Origin of the sequence: Gimesia chilikensis (assembly GCF_008329715.1) — a bacterium.
Taxonomy (GTDB): Bacteria; Planctomycetota; Planctomycetia; order Planctomycetales; family Planctomycetaceae; genus Gimesia; species Gimesia chilikensis.
Map to the genome: position 1 here is coordinate 118,261 of NZ_VTSR01000005.1, position 22,490 is coordinate 140,750.

The 22,490-nt window shown below is 53.1% G+C and carries 20 protein-coding genes; 15 read left to right on the forward strand and 5 right to left on the reverse strand.

All coding sequences use genetic code 11. The annotated features are described in order from the left end of the window. Positions 1-237 precede the first annotated feature (237 nt). The 3 genes from FYZ48_RS04695 to FYZ48_RS04705 form a co-directional block, all read right to left on the reverse strand. Positions 238-6,390, reverse strand: a complete 6,153-nt coding sequence (locus tag FYZ48_RS04695; RefSeq protein ID WP_149338025.1) for an RHS repeat-associated core domain-containing protein — start codon at positions 6,388-6,390, stop codon at positions 238-240. 209 nt (positions 6,391-6,599) lie between these two features. Beyond that, entirely contained in the window at positions 6,600-8,024 is a 1,425-nt protein-coding gene (locus FYZ48_RS04700) for a sulfatase (RefSeq protein ID WP_149338027.1), read from the reverse strand. 141 nt (positions 8,025-8,165) lie between these two features. Next, a complete protein-coding gene (locus FYZ48_RS04705) occupies positions 8,166-8,534 on the reverse strand; it encodes a chromosome partitioning protein ParB (protein WP_149338029.1) in 369 nt (122 codons plus the stop codon). A 301-nt stretch (positions 8,535-8,835) separates the two neighbouring features. On the opposite strand from FYZ48_RS04705, the gene FYZ48_RS04710 reads away from it, so the two are divergent. The 7 genes from FYZ48_RS04710 to FYZ48_RS04740 all read left to right on the forward strand — a co-directional run bounded on the left by FYZ48_RS04710 (position 8,836) and on the right by FYZ48_RS04740 (position 15,325). Further along, entirely contained in the window at positions 8,836-9,813 is a 978-nt protein-coding gene (locus FYZ48_RS04710) for a YihY/virulence factor BrkB family protein (RefSeq protein ID WP_149338031.1), read from the forward strand. 53 nt (positions 9,814-9,866) lie between these two features. Beyond that, the gene (locus FYZ48_RS04715) at positions 9,867-10,292 is read left to right on the forward strand and encodes a DUF4112 domain-containing protein (protein WP_149338034.1); all 426 of its coding nucleotides are present in this window, start codon (positions 9,867-9,869) and stop codon (positions 10,290-10,292) included. Positions 10,293-10,446: 154 nt separating this feature from the next. Then, a complete protein-coding gene (locus FYZ48_RS04720; RefSeq protein WP_187781870.1) occupies positions 10,447-10,884 on the forward strand; it encodes a GNAT family N-acetyltransferase in 438 nt (145 codons plus the stop codon). Positions 10,885-11,267: 383 nt separating this feature from the next. Then, positions 11,268-12,053: a hypothetical protein gene (locus tag FYZ48_RS04725; RefSeq protein ID WP_145044484.1), complete on the forward strand. Its 786-nt coding sequence runs from the start codon at positions 11,268-11,270 to the stop codon at positions 12,051-12,053. 316 nt (positions 12,054-12,369) lie between these two features. Then, positions 12,370-12,690, forward strand: coding sequence for a transcriptional repressor (locus FYZ48_RS04730; RefSeq protein WP_149338038.1), 321 nt, complete (start codon positions 12,370-12,372; stop codon positions 12,688-12,690). A 262-nt stretch (positions 12,691-12,952) separates the two neighbouring features. Beyond that, positions 12,953-14,875 (forward strand): PQQ-dependent sugar dehydrogenase, encoded by a 1,923-nt coding sequence (locus FYZ48_RS04735; RefSeq protein ID WP_149338040.1) that lies wholly within the window; start codon positions 12,953-12,955, stop codon positions 14,873-14,875. A 240-nt stretch (positions 14,876-15,115) separates the two neighbouring features. Next, on the forward strand, positions 15,116-15,325 hold the full coding sequence (locus FYZ48_RS04740; protein ID WP_149338042.1) for a hypothetical protein: 210 nt from the start codon (positions 15,116-15,118) through the stop codon (positions 15,323-15,325). Between the two features lie 61 nt (positions 15,326-15,386). Here the strand turns inward: FYZ48_RS04740 and pdxR are convergent, their stop codons facing one another. Next, positions 15,387-16,874 carry a MocR-like pyridoxine biosynthesis transcription factor PdxR gene (gene pdxR / locus FYZ48_RS04745; RefSeq protein ID WP_149338044.1) on the reverse strand — a complete coding sequence of 496 codons (1,488 nt, stop codon included), beginning with the start codon at positions 16,872-16,874 and terminating at the stop codon, positions 15,387-15,389. 118 nt (positions 16,875-16,992) lie between these two features. On the opposite strand from pdxR, the gene FYZ48_RS04750 reads away from it, so the two are divergent. The 8 genes from FYZ48_RS04750 (at position 16,993) to FYZ48_RS04785 (ending at position 22,061) form a co-directional block, all read left to right on the forward strand. Further along, complete coding sequence (locus tag FYZ48_RS04750) at positions 16,993-17,484, forward strand: carboxymuconolactone decarboxylase family protein (RefSeq protein WP_145044498.1); 492 nt, start codon at positions 16,993-16,995, stop codon at positions 17,482-17,484. Positions 17,485-17,620: 136 nt separating this feature from the next. Continuing rightward, positions 17,621-17,992, forward strand: coding sequence for a cupin domain-containing protein (locus tag FYZ48_RS04755; protein ID WP_149338047.1), 372 nt, complete (start codon positions 17,621-17,623; stop codon positions 17,990-17,992). 22 nt (positions 17,993-18,014) lie between these two features. Continuing rightward, positions 18,015-18,461: a DoxX family protein gene (locus FYZ48_RS04760; RefSeq protein ID WP_149338049.1), complete on the forward strand. Its 447-nt coding sequence runs from the start codon at positions 18,015-18,017 to the stop codon at positions 18,459-18,461. A 170-nt stretch (positions 18,462-18,631) separates the two neighbouring features. Continuing rightward, positions 18,632-18,934, forward strand: a complete 303-nt coding sequence (locus FYZ48_RS04765) for a hypothetical protein (protein ID WP_149338051.1) — start codon at positions 18,632-18,634, stop codon at positions 18,932-18,934. Between the two features lie 9 nt (positions 18,935-18,943). Continuing rightward, positions 18,944-19,246: a hypothetical protein gene (locus FYZ48_RS04770; RefSeq protein WP_149338053.1), complete on the forward strand. Its 303-nt coding sequence runs from the start codon at positions 18,944-18,946 to the stop codon at positions 19,244-19,246. 245 nt (positions 19,247-19,491) lie between these two features. Beyond that, complete coding sequence (locus FYZ48_RS04775; protein WP_149338055.1) at positions 19,492-20,034, forward strand: hypothetical protein; 543 nt, start codon at positions 19,492-19,494, stop codon at positions 20,032-20,034. A 165-nt stretch (positions 20,035-20,199) separates the two neighbouring features. Further along, on the forward strand, positions 20,200-21,612 hold the full coding sequence (locus tag FYZ48_RS04780; RefSeq protein ID WP_149338057.1) for a sulfatase: 1,413 nt from the start codon (positions 20,200-20,202) through the stop codon (positions 21,610-21,612). A 32-nt stretch (positions 21,613-21,644) separates the two neighbouring features. Continuing rightward, a complete protein-coding gene (locus tag FYZ48_RS04785) occupies positions 21,645-22,061 on the forward strand; it encodes a hypothetical protein (protein WP_149338059.1) in 417 nt (138 codons plus the stop codon). 12 nt (positions 22,062-22,073) lie between these two features. On the opposite strand, the gene FYZ48_RS04790 is transcribed toward FYZ48_RS04785, so the two are convergent. After that, on the reverse strand, positions 22,074-22,388 hold the full coding sequence (locus tag FYZ48_RS04790) for a hypothetical protein (RefSeq protein WP_145191953.1): 315 nt from the start codon (positions 22,386-22,388) through the stop codon (positions 22,074-22,076). Positions 22,389-22,490: the final 102 nt, after the last annotated feature.

The following is a 22,490-nucleotide window of genomic DNA, read 5'->3' on the forward strand; positions in this document are numbered from 1 at the left end:
GTCGCTCATACTCCTTTGCAGTAATGTGACAGCAATTTGTTTTGGGGGACAAACACAGGCCCGCTGTCCTTCCATCTGAATGACAGAGCGGTAAAACAGGGAGTATGTTACTGTATTTTTTGAAAAATCGGGAAACGGAATCATCCCGACAGAATAACCATTTTTCTGGTAAGGACTTAAAAAAAGTCGCGAGATTGTTTGATCCCGCGACTTCAGTTGGAAATGCCTGTCAGGTGTCTATTTAGGAATCGCAATTTTTCCAGCGAATGATCCATCAACCGACTTACGCGACCCCTTCTGCCCGGGGATTTCCACTTCGACATCCAGCCTGATATCTCCGGTAACTCCCTTTTGGCCTGGTTTGATCCAGATCTCGGCTTCATGAACCGTCACGCGTATCCCGGCGATGGTCTCCTCAATTTTCTTTTGAGTCTCTTCTTTCGATGGCCTTCCACCTCCTCCAGGAGCAATACCACCGAAACCCTTAAATCCTTCGGCAAACCCCATACCCATGGCGACTGCCATTGAAGTGACTGCTTTGTAGAACTTACTGACAATTTCTTTCAATCGTTCGTCGGCGATCACATACGATCCATCTTCTCCTTTTTCAGCAAAGAATGTGAGCTTACTGTCGAGACCAAAGTGTTTCTTGAAATCGGCTCTCTCTTCCGCATTCAGAGGCAGGTGCAGGGTGACTTTGGCTGCCATCTTCTGCTCTTCACCGGTCAACATGAATTCCATCAAGACCGTTTTAGGCTTCTCACCTTCTTTACTCTGAATGGGAATGGAATAAATCAGATTCACGCCTGTCAGGGGGGGATCATCATCAAACAGAATCTCAGGGTCGGTCACCAGTTTGGAACCGAGATAACCAGTGATGGCACCAATGATGGAACCGGGCACTGCACCGATCCCCCCGGCAGTGGCCCCCCAGGCACCACCCAGCTTAGCACCGAGCCAGACTGCTCCCCAGACACTGACTTCTCTTTTGGTCTGATCGACTCTATCTTTAGCGTTATAGATGTTTTTTGCGCTGTTGTAGACTCCATAGATAATCAGTCCGCGTCCCAACCAGGGAGCCGCCTTACTGCCGAGGATTCGCAACTTGCCGAATCTGGTCATCCGGCTGGGGAGGCCCGACGATTTCAGAGACTGGAATGCTGCCTGCTGCTCAGCGTTCATCGCAGCCGTCCCTCCCGATTCGACGGGCGCCGCCCAGGCAGCCTGACGCGCCGCTTCCATCTGCTCAAATGGATGTCTCATCCCGGGGGGTATCCACTGATTGACCGGCATCCTGGGCATGACCATGGGTGGAGGTGTCGGATTAAAGGGTTGAGATGGTAAATTTTCCAACCAGATGGCTCCAGCCGAACCTGGGGCCGGAATACCTGTCGTGCCTTCCGGGTCAAATTGGTTGACAGGCTCACCGTTCAGGTAGAGATAGGCATTTTGAGTGATTGGATCTTCGAGTGTACCTGACTCTGTATCCGCAGAAATAAAGAGAGACAAAGCGGCATCATACCAGCGGCTGCGGTAGTGGTAGAGGCCTGTCTCCCGATCCAGGTAGCGTCCCTTGGCATAGAAACGATTGGGAACCTGCTCCTCGATAACGTTGACTTCACCACAAGGCGAATAGTTATAGCTGTTGACGAGTTCCCCTTTCTGGTTGATCACTGCCAGTACGGAGTGATCGGGAGCGGTGATGAAATAGTATTGTTCCTTGCCAATCACCTGGCCGAATCGTTGATCCAGGTTCTCTCCGTTGAGATAGACGCGATCCAGTTTGCCGTCAATCAGTTCGCCAACGATGTTTTTCCGATCCTGCAAAAACTGAGTCGACTTGCCGCCATCATTGCGCGAGGCGAGCAGACCATCGGGATCGTAAGCATACTCGATGGATTTGCTGCCCTGCAGATCGACGCGTTGCAGCAAATCGAGCGCATCATAATCATAGCGGGTTGTGCCCTGCTGGTTGGCGCGACTGATGAGGTTGCCTGTAGTGCTGTACTGCAGAGAAGTTTCACCCGTACTCAGCAATTGATTGAGAGCGTTAAATTTGCGTTCCTGATTGTCCCGTTTTTTCAGATTACCAGCCAGATCATACTCATATGATTCACGTCGGCCATCAGGATAGACGGTTTCACTCAGTCGTCCCTGGTTATCATAGGCATAAGAAAAGGTGTTACCCTGCAGGACCGCCCGAATGATGCGGCCGGCGGAGTCATAATCATACGTGGCCTGGTAAATCACCTTGCCGCTATTCTGTCTGCATTCAATTCGTTGTAACAGCCCATTGGGATGATAGGTGTATGCGATGCGGGCTGACTGACCGGTGATCAAAGTCTGGCGTCTGCCGAACTCGTCATATTCAATGCCTACCTCTGCCCCTGAAGGACCAGTCACGCCGGTCAGCCGGGCCTGCTGATCGTAGCGATAATTGATCGATTTCCCTTCCGGTAACAGAACCGAGGAAACACGCTCGCCGTTTCCGTAGGTGTAGCCCACCGCAGTGTGTTGCGTATCATTTCGTACTTCGAGCAGTTTGCCCCCACGATCATATAGAAAGCGATATGCCTCATCTTTGACAGCACTGGTGACAGGCAACCCCTGCGAATTGTATTCGTGGGAGCGAATCACGGTTTCTCCCTCTTTGATCTCCACCGGCTGCCTGGTCTTATCATATTTGTATGAAAGCCGTTTTCCGTCTTCGCGTGTCAGTTCTTCCAGTTGATCGGCGGTGTTCCAGCGATACTGGCGACGCTGCCCCAGGGCATTGGTTCGGCTTAAGACGCGACCGACATCGTCGTATTCAAAGCGGGTCTGTCCTCCTCCCGGGGAATTAATAACCTTAAGGTTGTCTGCCGTATCGTATTCATAGCGATATTCGCTCTGGCCTGTCTGTACCAGTGATAGATTCCCGGCGATATCGTATTCATAGCGCCTGGCGCCTCGAGTGGGAGAGATGATTTCTTTCGGTCGATTCAAAGCATCATAGTCATAGCGTCTGATTCCAGTAACCGTGGAATCATCCCGCTTTAACTGCCCGGCGAGATCATATTCAAAGCGAACCGTTTCCCCGCCGATCTGGCGAAGTTCGGTGGGCAGCTCCGTATCTTTATAAGCAAATTCAGCCTGCTGCCCCTCGGAATTCTGTACTGCAATCAAACGGCCGGAAGCGTCGTACTGATAGCTGGTTTGCCCGTGGAAGGAATCATTGAGTTCAATCAGTCGACCGCGCTGATCGTAGCGGAGGGCCGTCAATTGTCCTGACCAGAGATCGACAACCCGCACCAGTCGGTCATCAGCATCGTATTCATAACGCAGGGACCCTGAACCGGAGGTCATCTCGACCAGACGATCACGTTCGTCATAGCGATACTTGACAGCGGGGTCGCTGCTCCGTTGATCCGAGACCAGCCGACCGGCGGCATCATAGACCAGGTTACGAGAGGTGCCATCGGGGAAAGTCATTTTCGAGAGCTGCTGCAGCTGGTTAAATTCATAGCCGAAACTCCGTCCCAGCGGATCGGTGGCTTTCGTCATCCGACCAACAGGATTGAACTCGAACTGGTATTTCTGACCTCCCGGCAGAGTCATGGATTCAGGCTGCCCTGCCCGGTTATAGCTGAACAGCAGCTTGCCTCGTTCACCCGGATAGCTGACAACACGAAGGTTACCAGCACTATCATGGGCATAACGCGTGGTCTGTCCCAGGGCATTGATATGGGATGTCATCTGTCCCCCTGGACCATACTGAAAGGAAGTGGTCTGCCCCAAGGCGTCTGTCTGACGACGCAACTGCCCCCGCGTAGTGAACTCCAGAGATTCCGTAGCACCATTCGGTTCACGAAGTGTTTTCTTAAGCCCCTTGTCGGAGGTCATTAACTGCAGCGTCTCTGTTCCATCGAAGGTCATTTGCTGCAGGTCCCCCTGGTTGTCATACGCAAAGGCCACCGATTCTCCATCAGAACTCTGGATGCCGGTGAGATTATTCCGGGCATCATAGTCATATCGAGAACTGACGCCATGGGCGTCAATGAATTCCTGGATCAGGCCTTGGGCATTATAGCGAATATCAACTTTCCCCAGTTGATCAGAAACAGATGCCAGGCGATCGCTCTGCCCGTCATAGGAGTATTGTTCCCGGGTCTGATCAAAACGGGTTTTGATGATGAGCCGGCCCTGTGGGTCGTAAGCGAATGTCATCTGTGACTGATCAGGACGGACATGTCGAACAAGACGACCAGCAGGATCGTAATACTTCTTAGAAACATTGTGTTCGAAGTCGGTGATCTCCACTGATTGATTCTGGTCATTAAATTTCCAGGTGAGCGTAGCTGCGGCCAGGGCCGTTGGTTGAGTGGGTGGGGCTGGTGAAACCGGCGGGGGAGTCAGATCTGGCTGTGGTACCGGGTCCACTGCGGGAGGAGATGGCTGTGGTGACACTGGAGGTGCTGGCTTGACCTGTTGCTTGTGATCAAACTCGAATGAGTTAAACAGTGTTGCCAGCTCGGGAGAAGGTTCATCCAGACGGGCCGATCCCGTTTTGATGACGTTAATTACATGTCGCCTGTTGTTTGTGACAAATGAGATGCGGAAGATGGCACTTTTTCGTCCGGGCAGGTAATAGCCAACGCGTGCTGCAGGGACACTGACGAGTTGATAGAAACGCGCCCCTACAGTGGGTGCGATCTGCGGATTCTGTTTAACTTCCTGTTCCTTCTCTTTGACGAACTGCTTGAGTGCCGCCTGGGCGTCTGTAACCGCTTCGTGTCCTTTCCAGCAGATGAGAACTAACGAACGATCCCGGTTGACTACCGTATCGAAGGTCTCATCAGCGACTGTATTCCGTCTGTTTTCTTCCACATGCCAGCCGGGAGGTAACCGGAAGCGATAGTCATTTTCACCATGCTGATAAAATATTCCGTTTGGGTCGGTCGCTGGTACCAGTCGCGTTGCCTTGAGTTTAATACCGCGGATTTCGGTAATCCCTCTCCCGCCGGTTTCCTGATTTTGTGCCCAGGTTTCCGGCTGACTGTCGAGTACCGTATAGGTCCCCTTAATCAGCAAAACATCGGGCATACACTCCCAGATCGCATTATTGACTTGTCCTCCGTTACGGGCGGCGCGAGTCTGCCAGGGGCCATACGTGGTGCCATTTTCGTGTTTCAGCGCAATGGTACCAGGCGTTCCTTGATTATTCTGAGTCCAATGATAATTCATCATGTAGGTAAGTCGGATCGGCGTTTTCAGTGTGAACTGTGTTGACCGGGTGGGCTGCGGTAGAACGCCTTGATCATTGGCGTTGTAAAAAATCGTTTCTTCTTTCGTCTCTTCCAGCTGCGGCTGTGCGACAGGTTCCGGCACAGGGCTCGGTTCGGGCAGTGAGCGCGAAGGCTCAGGGATCGCTGGAACAGGCTCCGGTTGCGCGGGCTCCGTGATTTGCGGGGGCGTTACTTCTCCCGGAAGAGTCACTACCATTTCACGGCTGGTCTTTGACTGACGAAACGCAAACGAGGAGCGTTTCAGGCCAGGCCCCTTCAGTTCCAGCAGATGCCCCTGAGAGTCCCAGGCCAGAGCGAGCCGACTGCCGTTGCGGAATCGCACTTCGGAGAGCTGGCCGGCCGTATTAAAGCGATAGCTCTCGGAGGTGCGATCGAAGTGATTCACCTGTTGGAGATGTCCCGCAGAATCATATTGGTACTGTGAGGTGCGACCGGTATTGTCGGTCAATTGCTCAACCATCCCTTGCGAATTACTTTTGACCTCGAATATCGGCTTATTGCCAGAAAGAATCTGGGTCAGCAGTTGCCCCTGGTATTGGAAAGAGAAGGTCGTCCCCAGTTTCTGCCAGCTGCTGAGCTGTCCGCTGGCGTTAAAATTCCATGTACCTACTGCAGTGCTGAAAAGAGATGACCCATCAGCGACTTTCGTCAGGTTGGCTGTGGAAGACTGCAGCGGTTTGAAAATATCGGGGTTCGCTGGATCGGTCTGAAACCGGTAAGGAACACCACCGACACTGACCGTGGTGATCTTATTTTTTCCCACGCTCAACGCGGCATCAAGACTGCTGTGCCATCCCAGGCCAAAGCGACCGCGAAATCGGGAATCGCTGGCATAGAGACGTTCGATGCGGAGTTCAGTTGTCTCAACGGGAATGACGAAATCGATATTGGGCAGGCAGTAATTTCCCCGACCAGTCTGAACATAACCACGCTCAGGCGAATGCACATAGACATTCGCAGCCAAGTCATCGCGTTCCGACAACCAGGCATACTGGAGTACTTTTTCGGGTGTCCATTCAAAGACATTCCGAGGCGCCTGCGCCAGAGCAAGAGTAGGAATAAACAGGAGAAACAACAACGCAAATACGAATCGCTGGAAACGCATGGCAGTTAATCCTCAGGTGTCAGAATGGCCTCATGAAAAGTGCACCGCAGCATAGGCAAACCGCATTCCATGGCGACTTCAGAGCCTGGCGGGTAACGATAAATCACACTAAAACATCCGATTATTATCAGTTACACATATCGAGTGGTCAAGCAGCAGAACCACTGCTTTCCAATAGGGATTTTCCCGATGTACGGGCTAACCGCGATTTACTGACGGTTCACTTTGAAAGTCGGATTCGGAACAGGCATCTGGGCTCCCACCTGTTTGAGGTGAGTCTGCAGCCGCTGGTTGAGGCGAGCGGTCAACTCTGGCTGTTCGGCTGACAGATCCCGCGCTTCGCCCTGATCATCAGCCAGGTTGTAAAGTTCGTTGCGATCGTCTTCGTAGTAATGGATCAGCTTATGATCGCCGACACGGACGGCACTGTAAGGGACCCCGATAAAGACGTTGTAATGCGGGTAGTGCCAGTAGAGAGCATCGCGGTTGAGTGCAGCCTGCGGATCTTTGAGAACGGGAACCAGCGAGATGCCATCCACGTTTTGATTGTGGGCGGCGTTTCCCTGAACGCCGGTGATTTCAAGAATGGTGGGATAGAAGTCCATCGTGATCGTGGGGGTCTGGCAGACAGTGCCGGGACGAGTGACACCAGGCCAGAGGACGATCGCAGGCACACGGGTTCCCCCTTCCCAGTGCTGGCCTTTTTCACCTCGCAGGGGAAGGTTGCTGCTGGTCTTGCGACAGACGCCGCCATTGTCAGAAGTGAAGACGATCAACGTACGATCTGCGATGCCGCTCTGTTCCAGTTGAGCGCGGACACGACCGACGGCTGCATCGACGGAGTGGACCATGGCTGCATACTCGGGGTTATGATGATACTTGCCACGAGGCTGCTGTTTGAATTTCTGCACCAGGTCGGGTCGCCCCTGTATCGGCGCATGTACCGAATAGAAGGCAAAGTAGAGGAAGAAGGGATTATCCTGCTGCTCACGGATGAGTGTCACTGCCTCGTCGGTGAGCCGATCGGTGAGATAGCGTCCCGCGCGCTGTTCCTCGGTCAGTCGACTGTCCCACTTCAATGCATCACCGCCGTAGGGAAAGTGATAGCTGCGGGGCAGTCCCCGGTTCGTACCGCTGATGTTAACATCAAAGCCATGATCTTCGGGCAGGTTGCCTGGCCCGCCGAGATGCCATTTGCCGACATGCAGAGTTTTGTACCCGGTCCCGTGTAGCGCTTCAGGAAGCGTGGTGTATTTCTGTGCGAGGTGCTGCTGCCACTCGGGTGGTTTGAGTGGAAAGTCGCGGTACTGCTTCGCCCAGCCGGGAATCCAATCGGTCAGGTGAGTGCGGGCGGGATACATGCCCGTCATCAGGGCACCGCGGGTCGGTGAGCAGGCATTGCAGGCCGCATAGTTCTGTGTGAACTTCATCCCTTCTGAAGCGAGACGATCGATATTCGGCGTCTGATAGTAGTCACTACCGTAACAGGCCAGATCGGTCCAGCCGAGATCGTCGACGAGAAAGAAAACCACATTCCACGGACGCTCAGCTGCTGTGAGGTTTGGAGTCCAACTACCAAAAGTGAAGAGCAGGACGATACTGAAACAGTAGACACGTTGCAGCAGACGGACCATGTAAGTTCCTCTGATCGGGGGTCATTCAACTGAGACAGGAAACAAATCGAAACGCTTGCCTGCGTTTTATGATAACGCTCGTATTACGCAGATGAAACGTTGAGCAGACAAAAGACAGGTCGAGGTTTGCTGCCGCTGGCATTAATAGATCGAGTCCACGATTTCATCGGGGGGTGGCAGTTCCAGAAGTTTCACTGCCTGGATTGTATTTTCTCCCTGGCTGAGTGCTTTCGCCACGCGATGGGCGCCGTCGAAGAGCTGGCCGTCTGGATCCAGAATGATCGGGTAGTCAGAATCGACGTGTTCCATTCTTATGAAATGTTCGACCACGTTACGGAGAGTGGGCGGGAAATCGTCATCGAACCAGCAGACGCCATCGAGGTGTTTGAGTGATTCGATCTCGATCGTAATCACTGGCAACTGTGCCGCCCGTTTCCAGAGTCGCTCCGTATACCAGACGTGGTACTTGTCACCCATCTTCTGCGTTGTGCGATCGATGCGTCGTGTCACTCGGGCGCTCCGTTTGTGATCCTATATAGCGCTTTCCGTTCTCTCTGAAATTCAGAGGCGGAAAATGTCTGCAATAGCCATCATACCAGAATTGTGAGTCTCCGTGCCTGTTTTACCACGGAAACAGGCTCTGTCAGAGATTTGCTCATTCTCACAAGACTGGCAGCCCACAGACCAGACCGCAGGCTGAGACACCCATGTTCAGTGCCATTTTCACTAAAACACCACCTTAAAAACTCTGGCATATGAATTGCGACTGATAATAGACGTACCTCCGTATCTCATACAGGAGCGATGACCCATGGATTATCAAAAATTACGTAATGTTCTGAAACGGACCGGTTCTGACTTCCTTGATGACGAATGCATGTCCAGCGGCGCTGCGATTGCGTACTACACCATTTTTTCGCTGCCGCCTCTGCTGGCGATCGTCTTCGCTTTGACCACGCAATTCTGGTCTGCGGAACAGGTCTCCTCAGTGATCAATTCCCAGTTGGGGCTCCCTGTCGAACAGAGTGTAGAAGCGGAGGATGACGCAGATACTTCTGCAGGATTCGACCTGACCAGTGTTGCGGAACGTGTGCAGTCAGGTCAGACACCGGAGCGGCCCCTCTGGTCCCGACTTCTGGGAGCAGTGGTTCTAATTTTTTCAGCCAGTGGTGTGCTGGCCCAGTTGCAGTCCGCATTGAATAAAGCCTGGAATGTCGAACCGGATCCGGAACAGGGTGGCATCATGGCTTTTATCAAAAAACGATTGATCTCACTGGCGTTTCTGATCGTTGTCGGTCTGCTGTTGTTGATCTCACTGGTGCTGACCACCTTTGTCGATGAATTTACGCGCTGGCTGGACTACGGATATCTGGATGTGGGAATTCTGTCTGCAGTCATGATTGTGAATACTCTGCTGACGCTGGGTCTGGCGACACTGTTGTTTGCTGCGACTTTTAAAGTCCTGCCCGACGCGAATATCAGGTGGCGAGATGTATTCATGGGAGCGGCAGTGACAGCCATACTATTCACGATTGGTAAAAGTGGCATTGCCTGGTATCTGCAATTCTCTGAGGCGGGGTCCAGCTGGGGCAGTGCAGCGACATCCATGATCGGGATTCTGATCTGGGTCTATTACTCGTCCCTGATCATTTTACTGGGTGCCGAATTCACTCAAAGCTGGTCCATCGAATTTGGTGACGGCCTGAAGCCGGCCCCCGGAGCCGTACTGGTGACTGCTGAGAAAATCTATCACCGAAATGAAACCAAGAATCTGTCCTATAAAAGTTAACTCCGTCTCTTACTCCATCATTACACGACTTACCGAACTGAAAGGCGAGTCCCATGATTCAGAAAATAAAACAGAACCGTTCCCTGGCCGAATATCTTTTTCCTCCCTCCGCAGATCAGGGTGCGTATCGCGCGGAACGCGTCGATCGTTTTGCCCGGTTTGAAAAGCTGACCAGCCTGCTCGACGATTCGTTTACCATCCCGGGAACCAGTATCCGCGTCGGCTGGGACTCGATCATCGGCATTGTGCCAGGGCTGGGGGACATGATCTCCACGGCTTTATCGGGTTATCTGATCTACCAGGCAAAGCAACTCGGCGCTTCCAACTGGGTGCTGGCCCGGATGGTCGGTAACACGGGTCTGGACTTTCTGCTGGGTTCGATTCCAATCGCTGGAGATATTTTTGATGTGTTCTTTAAATCGAACCGCCGCAATTCCCGGTTGCTGAAAAAACATCTCGACCGCCGTAACGCGAGTTGAACCAGGGTTGGATGACTCTGATCATTTCCGTCAGGGACAATAAGGGGTCTCCGAATCCAGCGAGAATTCTCGATACTGTAATGTGCATTGATCTGATACCATGCTCGGGAAATGAACGATATTTTGTTTGAGTCCTGAACAAGAAGGTCTCACAGTGGATGCCCAAATCAGAGAAGCCCATGCCGAGTCGATTGAAGCCGAGGTCAGCCGGATCCTGTCTGCGAATGCTGAGACGACGGGATTTCCCTACGCGCCGGAACCGCTGAAACTCAAAATTGAGCGGGAAGGAAAGCTGGTCGCGGGGCTGGTTGGGTTCACGCTCTGGGAATGGCTCTACATTCAGACGCTGGCAGTCGAAGCGGATTTGCGGGGACAGGGGCTGGGACGCCAGCTGGTGCTCAAAGCGGAACGGATCGCCCGCGACAGAAAGTGCCACGCTGCCTGGGTCGATACCTTCACTTTTCAAGCCCCCGCGTTTTACACGCAACTGGGCTATGCTCCGTTTGGGACGCTGGCAGACTTCCCCAGCGGACAGGAACGAATCTTTCTCTATAAGAAGCTGACAACAGAGCCACCCCAGTCTGACGACTGAATCTTTCAGTGAATGGCCCCGCGCGTCCCATCAAAGCGAGTTGATATTTCATTTTGAGGCCTGTTTCAAGGCTCTATTGCAATCTGCATCTCATAGTCCGAATCCTCTCGACCTGTTTGTCTCATTTTGTGGGGAATTGCTATTTGTGATTTTGGGCAAATGACTTAATATCGCGGCCCTGATTCAAGTCAGTCCCCGATGGCGAGCGCTCGTTCCAGTTGATTCTGTAACGACACAGTGAATGGATTCACCTTCTCTGGAGGCGATTTTTAATCGATCTCTGGTCTGCATTCACCGGGCTGCTCTCTACTCCCGGATCTGATCGTGTTAAACCCACAATTATACTGGTCCTTCTGGATCAGCGTCAGAAAGTAGAGTCACCGATGGAGCTTGCATCCCCGTCCGCCAGTTCACAGATTACCCAGCACGTGTTATCGCATATGATCAACCGTTTGAGTGCCGTCGATCCGTGTGAAGATCCTTATCCCCACATCAGCGTTCGCGATATATTCCCGCAGGACGTCTATGCCGATCTGATTGATCTGCTGCCGGAAGATTCCGTTTACACCACCATGGGTAAGCGGCACATCATGGAAAACGGGGAATCGAATCGTTTTGAATTTCAGCTGTCCGCGGAGAACATCGACGCGAACCTGACCGACAGCCGTCACACACTCTGGACCGGCATCCGGAATGCGTTGAATGCTCCCGAACTGAAAAAGGCGGTCTTTAATCGTCTGAGTGCAGGCATCGGTTACCGGTTTGGTATCGATCCCAAAGATGTCAACCAGGTAGAAGCGTTTCCCCGTCTGAGCCTGATGCGGGAAAAGCCGGGCTACTTCATTACGCCGCACCCTGACACCCGTAAAAAGCTGGTCACGTTTCAGATTGCCCTGCCCCGCGATCGCTCGCAGCTGGACCTGGGCACCATGATCTACAAACGCAACCTGTCACCCAAGTTTCTGCTCAACCGTCCTAAGGGATTTCGCGGATTCGAAAAGGTGAATCAGTATCCGTTCGAACCAAACAGCGCCTTCGCATTTTCCGTGATCAATTCCGTTCGTAAAAAGAGCTGGCACGGCCGCGAACCTCTGGAAGGGGAATCGGGCATTCGCAACAGCCTGCTCTGCATCTACTATGCTTCCAAAGAGAATGCAACGACCTACTAAAGCGGGGCGTAAAATAATAACATCGAACAGGCCGGGGCTTTTTTATAGAGTCCCGGCCTGTTTGCGTTTCTGAAATCAACATGGGGGAACAGTCATGAACTTTAAAATGACTCTGCTGACAGCCGTGTTTCTTGAACTTTCAGTATGAAGGTACCCCACAAAGGCATGCCATCTCAACAGCGTCCCCAGTCGAGATAACCGTGAATTCGATTGTCGCTGCTGCTGGAACCACGCGTCAGATCACGATACGATTGAGAGCCGTCTGATATCAGGACATACTTGAGACAGCCCAATCGTATCCGAGGCCTGTGGAAACATGATCCGCCGCAATCGAAGTTACCTCGAAGAATTCGCTATCCGGATTCGCGAACACAACCTGTTCAAGGCAACCAGGGAACGGCTGCTGATTGTCCGTCACATCCATGAGCAGTACCGCCAGCGGGAAAGCTTTACCGACGTTGATGTCGCGGAATCGATCAAGGTCGCTACACCGCGGCGGGTTTCCCTGTCCACGGTCTACCGCACGCTCAGATGCCTGGTCGAGGTGGAACTGCTGGACCGACTGGAACAGGCACCGTCTTCCCAATCGGATTCCAAATTAATTCTGTATCGTTTGCCTGTTGCGTGGCGTGACTGACAGACTCTCTTTGTAAGATCAGATATGATTTCAACCACGAAAAGCACTAATAACATGATTGGTGTCCTGCGATACTGATCTGCTGTGAAGCTTGTTGTTGCGATGCTGAAATACACATCCAATCTGCAACAGGCGTGCGTTTATTGTTGATTCTGCCTGTGAAATATTGGATAACAGGGATAATTCAAACATTCTCGCCTGAAGTTCTGCAACTTCATTCCCTCCATTAAAATTGCTGATTCATAAAGGAAGCGCACCTGTGATGCTAAACTTAAAGACCAAGCTGACGCTCATGTTGTCTGCCTGTCTGTCACTGTCGACAGTCTCGGCGGCGGAAAACTCTGACGACGCAAATAAACTTTCCACCGCGGAAAAGAAAAGTGGCTGGAAGCTGCTGTTTGACGGCAAGTCCACCGACGGCTGGAGAAATTATCAGAAAGACAGCGTCAGTGATGGCTGGAAGGTCAAGGACGGCGTACTGACCCGCGCTGAAAAAGGGGCCGGCGACATCATCACTGAAGATGAGTTCAAATATTTCGAACTCTCGCTGGATTACAAGATCTCCCCAGAGGGAAACAGCGGACTGATGTTCCACGTCACCGAGGAAGAAAAAACTCCCTGGCGGACCGGTCCCGAAGTGCAGATCCAGGATAACGTTGACGGACACGACCCTCAGAAAGCGGGGTGGCTCTATCAGTTGTACAAACCGGCTCCTCCCCGGACAGGTACCGAAGAGGAAAAAAGTAAGCCAGCCGATGCCACACGTCCGGCCGGTGAGTGGAACAACCTGTTCCTGCGAATCGGCCCCGATCGTTCCGAAGTCGTGATGAACGGCATTCGCTACTTCCGCTTTAATAAAGGGAGTGCCGACTGGGACAAACGGGTGGCTGCCAGCAAGTTTTCCAAGTTCCCGAAGTTCGGCAAAGCAGAGAAAGGACACATCTGTCTGCAGGACCATAACGACCTCGTCTCCTTCCGCAACATTAAAATCCGGAAGCTGGCCGACGATGGTTCTGCGCCTGACCCAAGTGATGGCGAACTGGCAATCAAAGGGGTTCCCGCATTTCCCGGTCTGAAATGGGAAGGTTGGGAAGCCGTCAATGAGGAGACCGGTAAGGTTGTGCCACTACGGCCCATCGTCGTCAAGAGTGCCGGTGATGGCACCGACCGTCTCTTCGTCGCCACTCAGCGAGGCATGATCCACACGATCGATACCAAGTCCCCCAAACAGGCGAAGCTGTTCCTCGACATCCGCGAGGCTGTCGCCCCCTGGAAGAAGAACAACGAAGAAGGTCTGCTCGGCCTGGCGTTCCATCCCGAATTTGATAAGAACGGACAGTTCTTCGTCTACTACACGGCTGAAGGAATGCCGCGAAAATCAAAGATCTCCCGCTTCCAGGTTTCCGCCAGTGATCCCAACAAGGCGGATCCAAAGAGCGAAACCGTGATCATGGAAATCGATCAACCGTTCGGAAACCATAATGGCGGTTCGATTGAATTCGGTCCCGATGGCTATCTCTACATCGGTCTGGGTGACGGCGGTTCGGGGAACGATCCGCTGGGTAACGGTCAGAACCTGGAAACCCTGCTCGGTTCTATTTTGCGAATCGACGTCGATCACCAAGAGGACGGCAAAAACTATGCGATCCCCGCGGACAACCCGTTCGTCGATCGTGCCAAAGCCCGCCCGGAAATTTATGCCTACGGACTGCGGAATGTGTGGCGGCTGAATTTCGATCCCAAGACCGGAACACTTTACGCAGGTGAAGTCGGACAGGAACTGTGGGAAGAGATCGACATCATTAAAAAAGGTGGCAACTATGGTTGGAGTGTGCGTGAAGGCACACACAACTTTGGTAATCGTCCCGAGACCGCGCAGGAGAAGCCGATCGCCCCGATCTGGGAATACGATCATGGTATCGGTCGCTCTGTCACAGGTGGTACCGTGTACCGCGGCAAGAAGCTGCCTGAACTGGACGGCATGTACGTTTATGCCGACTTCGTCTCGGGCAAAATCTGGGCACTCAAGTATGATGAGCAAGCGGGAGAAGTGACCAAGAACCTGCGTCTCTCCACGAGCACGGTTCCCGTGATGGCCTTCGGCACCGACGCAGACGGTAATCTGTACTACTGCGTCGAAACCGTCAAAGGGGGCGAAGGAATCTTCCGGCTCGAAAAAGAGTAGCCGGCAGTCAGTAACTGATTTTATGATCGGTGCCAGGTTCCCGTGTGGAGCCTGGCACTTTTTACGTCTCATTACTATCAGAACGAGACCATAATGGCTTATTTTGTTTCTCGGGCAGATGAGGCTCCCCTTGATCCTGATCGAGTGGAATCAATTTTGTCTGCCGGTCAGTCAATCGTGCAGTGGGAGTTGGTGTCAACGGTTCCCGACCTTCAAGGAACGTGTGAATTCCGCAGCAGGATGGATCAGATCGCCGAAGTTCGCGTATTTACTGCGCTGATTTCACTTGAAGGTGATGAAGATGCCATACTCGAATTTGCCCTCTGGTTTCAGAGTCAATACGATCTCCCGTTGATCTTCGGACATCCTGCCGCACCTGCTGAGATCGAATTAACTTCGATTCAGACCGTTGAAGATTTACAGTCCGCGATGGAGGATGAGTGGGGCTGAAAGTAAGAACTGACCAGGCAACCTCAACTGCACCTGAATATCGTCCGGGAATCATCAACACTCAGCGCTGGTTGAATTCCTGGGCCCAGTTGCGGACGGCTTTTTTGATTTGCTTCTGATCGAAGGCGGCGAAGCCGAGGACCATACCTGGGACCTGCTCCGGTTCCCGCGCATACATGCGGACGGAGTGATATTCCATCCCGGCCCGGTCGGCGGCGGCCATGAGTTCCTGGTCCAGTTGAGGTGTCTTACCCTGCACCACCAGGTGCATGCCCGATTCGGGTAGATCGACGTCGATTACCTCTCCCAGTTCCTGCATGAGCATTTCATAGAGACAGGTCTGACGCTCCTGATACAACGAGCGCATCTGCCTGATGTGTTTGAGAAACTGGCCGGACTCGATAAACCGGTGCAGCACCATCTGCGTTAAAGGAGAGGAGAAGCGATCGTTCAGCCAGCGGGCGTACGCGAAGGCCCCGGCGATCTGTTCGGGAACGATCAGGAAGCCAAGCCGAATCGCGGGGAAGAGCAGCTTGCTGAATGAGCCCATATAGATTGTCTGGCCGCGCTGGTCCAGGCTGCTCAGAGTCGGATACGGGCGCCCTGTGTATCGAAACTCGCCGTTGTAATCGTCTTCGATAATCCAGCTCTGATGTCGTTCCGCTTCTGCCAGTAGTTGCTGCCGTCGATCCGGACTCATCGTCATAGCCAGGGGCCATTGTCCGCCGGGGGTGACATAGATCAGTTTGGGAGAGGTTTTCGGCTCAGGGACCCGTGTGAGATCGATACCTGACTGGTCCACGGGGACGGGGATAATGCGAAAGCCGAGCAGTTCGAGCAACTGGTTCGCGGGGGCGTTGCCCGGTTCCTCCACCCAGATCGCATCCTGGGGTTCAAGTAAAATCTGGGTCACCAAGTTTAATCCCTGCTGGGCTCCCGAAGTGATAATGACCTGCTCACTGCTGCAGGAAACACCCCGCGAAACGCCCATGTATTCGGCGACCGCCTGCCTGAGTGGTTCGTACCCCTGTGAATCGCATTGATCGAGGTGACGCATCGACCAGCGGGCCTGTTCGCTTGCCAGTCGGTTCCAGGCTGCGGTGGGGAATTCTTTGACTGCGGGCAGATGCGGACGGAACGCTTGTGGGAGCGGCGCAAAATCGGGCATCCAGCTGGCATAGCGGGCCAGTAGTTTGCCTGAAGTCGACAGCAGTTCTTCAAAGCCGTCTGTCGCCTGGGGAGTCTCTGGCTGCTCCACGTAATCGAATGTTTCGGGCAGGAACTGAGCGACGCGGGTCCCCGAACCAGTTTCTGATTCCAGATAGCCTTCTGAAATCAACTGTTCATATGCGGTCAGCACGGTATTTCGCGAGACTGCCAGAATCTCGGCAAGTCGGCGACTGGAAGGGACGCGTGAGCCTGCCGTTAACAGGCCACCTGAAATCGCTTCCCGGATCTGATTTTCCAGCTGGCGATACTGGCTCTCGCTGGCAGATCGATCGATGGAGATTGCTTCAAATTCGAAGTGTTGTTTAGCGCGACGGCCCATGAAAGTGGCTCTATTGAAATCACCCAAAGTGGTTCTTTGACGGTTTTATGGTAGCGGTATAATCAGTGCATCACAAGCAGCCAACTCAATGCACTTTCCTGAAGAGGAGACGACAAACATGTCCGGAAAACGCGTTAATTACTTTAAATATGTCGGAAAAGCCGCCGAGCACCTCATGGCCGTTGAAGCTCTGGTAGAGCACTCTTCCCTGGACCTTCGCTTGCTGGAACTGATTCGCCTGCGGGTTTCGCAGATCAACGGCTGTTCCTTCTGTGTGAATTACCACACGCAGGTACTGAATCTGCTGGAAGAAACGCCCGAACGCATCTGTCAGGCTGCGGTCTGGGAAGAAGCCCCCTGCTTCACCGAGCAGGAAAAAGCCGCATTCCGCTGGGCGGAAACACTGACCAGAATCGCCGACACACGGTTCATCAGTGACGAGCTCTACGAGGCGACCGTTGATGCCTGCGGCGAAGCCGGGATCAGCGAACTGACAGTGGCGGTCGGCAATATCAATACTTTGAATCGGATGGGGATCGCATTCCATAGCGACCATGGTTTTATTGACCAGTTAATGCAGGCCAAACGGGCCCAGTTAGCTGGCGTTTGAACCAGATGCATATCCAACTGAAGTTAAATAGCTAAAGAGATAAGAGGTAACCACCGTGAGTTTACAAAAGTTATTTCGAACGACCATTTACAGTTGTTGTGCCTGCTGGATAATTGTCTGCACAGCATCAGCGACGATGGCAGCCGAACCCAGTGTGCACGTCAAAGTCTTACGCAGCGATGAACTGGAAGTACTCCAGGAGGGGAAACCGACGAAGGCGACCATGCTGGAAGTCACCCTGGATCCTCGTGCGGGCAGCCCGCCACACCGGCATCCCGGTGCCGTCTCTGGTTATGTGGTGGAAGGGACGTTCGAATTCCAGGTTGGCGACGGGCCGCTGCAGACGTTCCATGCCGGTGATACGTTTTTTGAACCCGCGATGATCCTGCATCGGGTCGGACGAAACCCGGATCCCGAGAAGCGGGCACGGATTATCGTCACGATGGTACATCCTGCGGATGCGAGACAATTGATGATTCCCGAATCACCCGAAAAAAACAGACCTTAGATTTGTGACAGAAAGTAATTTCGTGAACCACGATCCACAGCTTCCGACTTCCACACCCCGTTTTGCGTTGTACTTTGTCCGTTTTGCACTGGCGGCCTCATTCCTGTCCGCCGTCGCCGACCGCTTTGGCCTGTGGGGCGCTGCCGGCACAGGTGAAGTCGCCTGGGGCGAGTTTCAATCGTTCCTCGGATATACCAGCCTGCTGCTCTGGTTCCTGCCAGAGCCCCTGGTCGTATTCAGCGGATGGACGGCGACGATTCTGGAAATCGTCCTGGCGTTCGGGCTGATTACTGGTATCCAGCTCCGCGCCGTTGCCCTGGGCAGTTGCCTGTTACTGTTGACCTTTGCGTTGTGCATGACGTTCGGCACCGGCCCCGAGGGGCCGCTCTCGTTCTCTGTCTGGACAGCATCGGCGGCCTCCCTGCTGCTGGCCACTCATCCACAATTACGCACGCCGGTTGACGCTTAGTCAGACTTTAAATCACAAAACTTGCTGCTCATCATGGTTTTCAGATTCCGTGCTTGGTTGAGGCAACGCTGTCTTTATATAATACAACAGAGTAACATGAGACCGGGCCTGGTCTCATGTTTCGTCAACGCTGATGACATGATGCATGCCTCCTGCCGGCGAGTTGTCACATGATCTCCCTGGAAGTTCTACAAACCGCATTTGTGGTAATGATCGTTATCGCAAACCTTTCTGCGTTCCGACTTTTAGCACTGTTGAAACAGGCTGACTGCTGGCAACCAGTGAAGGCATTTGGCTTTGATATTTATAACTGGGGATTTCACGGAAGTCTCGCGCATTTCTGGAAACAGCGTGCGCAGGTCGATCCGATCATCAGAAAGAAGATCTACTTTCATCTGGTATTTGGCCCGCTCTGCTTTATGATGACAGCATTGGTGTTGCTGTTGTCTGCATTTAAGGCCCCGACTCCCTGAAAGTCTGTCATGATTCCTCATCCGAGTTCTGACAAACCGTTCGCACGCGTGATGTATGGCGTCTTCTTCGTCATCGGCGTCACTGTGATCTATTTCGCCGCCCTGTTCCGAAAAGATGCCTGGCTGATTCTGGCAATCACGTTCGCACTGTATGGGATCTTCAGAGTTGCGGGGAGGTTGCTGGCCGGCGTATCGGAGTCATCTATTCATAAACTGGAGAAAGTAACTTTCTACCTGTTTGTGGTGAGTGCCCTCAGTCTGGTTGTGTATTGTTTCTGGGCAGAGATTATTCCCGTGAAGTTCCTGGGCTGACAGGCAAGAGCAACATTCGCAGCTGTTCCTGACGAACTGCTGTTTCATTTCCCCTTCACCGTAGATCGACTGTGAATTCCATGCCTGTTTCCAACGAGACCCTGATACGAATTGCACATGCAAGCGTGATGAAGGATATGCTCTTCTCTCAATCCCTGGATCATTGGCAACGCCAGAATCGGGAGGAATATTCGGTTCAGGCAACTCCAGGCCGCCACGACACTACCAGTTTCAGAGGTGTCCCTATGATGGTCATTGAAGGAGACTGTAATGAGGACCTCGAGGCAGATGAGGGAGGCCTGATCCATATCTACGGAAACCTGAATGCGACGATTGAAGTCAAAGGCATTACGGAGATCATTATCACCGGGGATGCGGGACCACAGGCGGAAATCAGAGCGGATGGGATCTGTCACATTTTTATCGGAGGGCGTTTCACCGGCAGACTTCACTCTGTTGACTCGCTGAAAGTCTGGATTGAATCCGACTTCGATGGCATTCTGAAAACCGGGGCGCCTCACACAGACATTTACGCCGGCGGGAACTTTCATGGTGAGATTCTGCCTGCTGAGAAGGGGGCGTTGCTCGGGCTGACTGTGGTGGGTTTCGCTTCTCAGCACTCACTTAACAGGATTAAGGATTACAATTACACCCAATTTCATGCGTCGATTGGAATCAGTGATGTAGCACCCGGGTTGTACCCTGAGACAGAATACTATCGACGGATCTCCAATCGAAACAGTTACAATCGCTGGTGTGTGCGAACAGAGAGGCAACCAGTAGAGTGAGAATTCCACCGATCCCATTTCGATCTTCATGACTTGAGTCTAGAGGAGATGGAAGACACTACCACTGGCACCTGATACACTAAGTAATCTGCTGAAATTAAAAGATTGACGGTCCGCACCGTCCCCACGCAACATTGATCCCGTTTTTCGATTCAGGAATTCAAAATGAAAAGACGCTCGCTGCTGTTCCTGTTTGTACTCTGTTTCGCTGTTCCTGCTTTTGCTGCAGATAAGCCGAATGTGCTGTTTATTGCCGTTGACGACTTGCGGCCTGAACTGGCCTGTTACGGGAAGCAGCACATTCATTCGCCGAACATCGACAAGCTGGCGGAAAGCAGCACGCTGTTCGAGCGGAGCTACTGCATGGTCCCTACCTGCGGGGCTTCGCGGGCGAGTCTGATGACCGGAATTCGCCCGGCCCGTAACCGGTTCGTCAACTTTCTGACCTGGGCCGACCGCGATGCGCCGGGCATCACAACCATGAACACACAGTTCAAACAGAACGGCTATTACACGGTTTCCATGGGGAAGATCTTCCATCATCCCCAGGACAGTGCACAGGGCTGGTCGGAGCCGGCCTGGCGTCCCAAAGGCGTTGCCTGGTATCAGCGGCCCGAAAATCAGAAACTGCACGAGGAGCGACAGAAACAAGGCAAGCGGAAGGCCAAGGGGCCCGCATGGGAATCAGCCGACGTCCCCGATAACGCTTATGCGGATGGCGTGCTCGCCGAACAGGCGATTTCGAAACTGCAGCAGTTGAAACAGCAGGAGCAACCGTTCTTTCTGGCCGTCGGTTTCTTCAAGCCACACCTGCCCTTTATCGCGCCCCAGAAATACTGGGACCTGTACGATCATGATAAGATCCAGCTGCCCGAGAATTATCAAGTGCCGCAGGACGCACCGGAGGAATCGATTCACAATTCGGGTGAGCTGCGGGCTTACGCGGGCATTCCCCGCAAAGGGCCCGTGTCCGAAGAGACCGCCCGTAACCTGATTCACGGCTACTATGCCTGTGTGAGTTATACTGACGCCCAGATTGGTAAGCTGCTGGCGGAACTGGATCGACTGAAACTGAGCGACAACACAATCGTCGTTCTCTGGGGCGATCATGGCTGGAACCTGGGCGATCATACACTGTGGTGCAAACACAGTTGTTACGAAAGTTCGCTGCAGATTCCCCTGCTCGTCCGGGCGCCGGGCATCCAGGGAGGACAGCGGCGGTCGGCGTTGATCGAAACGATTGACGTCTACCCTTCCCTCTGCACGCTGGCAGGAATTCCACTGCCCGAACATCTGGCGGGACAGAGCTTTGTCGAACTGATGCGGAATCCGGATACGAAATGGAAAGAGGCTGCTGTGAGTCGTTTCCGTAACGGCGACACAATCCGCACCGACGCACTGCGTTACACGGAATACACCAATCCCAAAGGGAAACGGACGTCACGCATGCTCTACGATCACAGCTCTGATCCGCTGGAAAACCGGAATGTGGCGGAGAAACGAACCGACGAGAGTCAAACGCTGTCGAAACAGTTGAACCAGATTAAAGGCCGCGACGGGAAACTGGGGCGGAAGTAATACACAAGACGGTGATCAGAATTCGGAATTAGATGGTGATACAAGATTCAGACAGTCTGATTTTGAAAACGCTACTGGAAGCGCTCCCCGAGTTGTATCAGTCCTGCCAGGCAGACAGAACGCGACTGCATGACTGGGAATGGAAGCAGGAGGCTGCACATACCGTTCTGGGGGAAGTGGAATTGCGATCTACTACGATCGCCGGTTATGCATCTGCCTTGCAGAAACCAGACTACAATGGCAGCCGGGATCTTCGGGCAGTGGTCAGTGGACCTCAGCAGGCCTCAATTCACCAGTCTGAAACTTTGAGAAACTGGATGCAGACGGAAGCGCAGCACTATCCTGATTTTACTCTCTACATGGAAACACTGGAAACGCTGCTCTGGCTGGCTGTGAAACAGGTTCGACAGGAAGTCACACAGACGAATGAAACAGACCGGGGTACTTAATTATTCCCCGCGTCAGTTCTCGTTATTCACTTCCAGTTCGAGATAGCCTTTGCGGTCGATGAAGACTTTGTAGAGGCTGTGAGCGCCATGCCAGCTGGGGAGTCCGCTGCGGACCGTCAGACATTGATCGTGGGTGCCATCGATTTCGAGGGTGCGGCTGCCGCACAGATCGACGCGGGCTTCGATTCGATGTTTCTGTGGATTGATTTCGGAGTGAAGCGTTTCGCCCTCTGCGATGGAGCCGATGGAAACGCCGTCCACCAGAATTGAAAACTTGCGCATCTTGTCGGCACAACCGGGTTCACGTTTGACTGTGAGTTTCGACATGACAGGACCTCCCTCTCTGCAGCAAACAGAATTCGCGTATGAATTACATTTGTACGATTGAGTTGGCGTACTTCTATTTTAGGCAGTCCCTGTCCGGGTTTC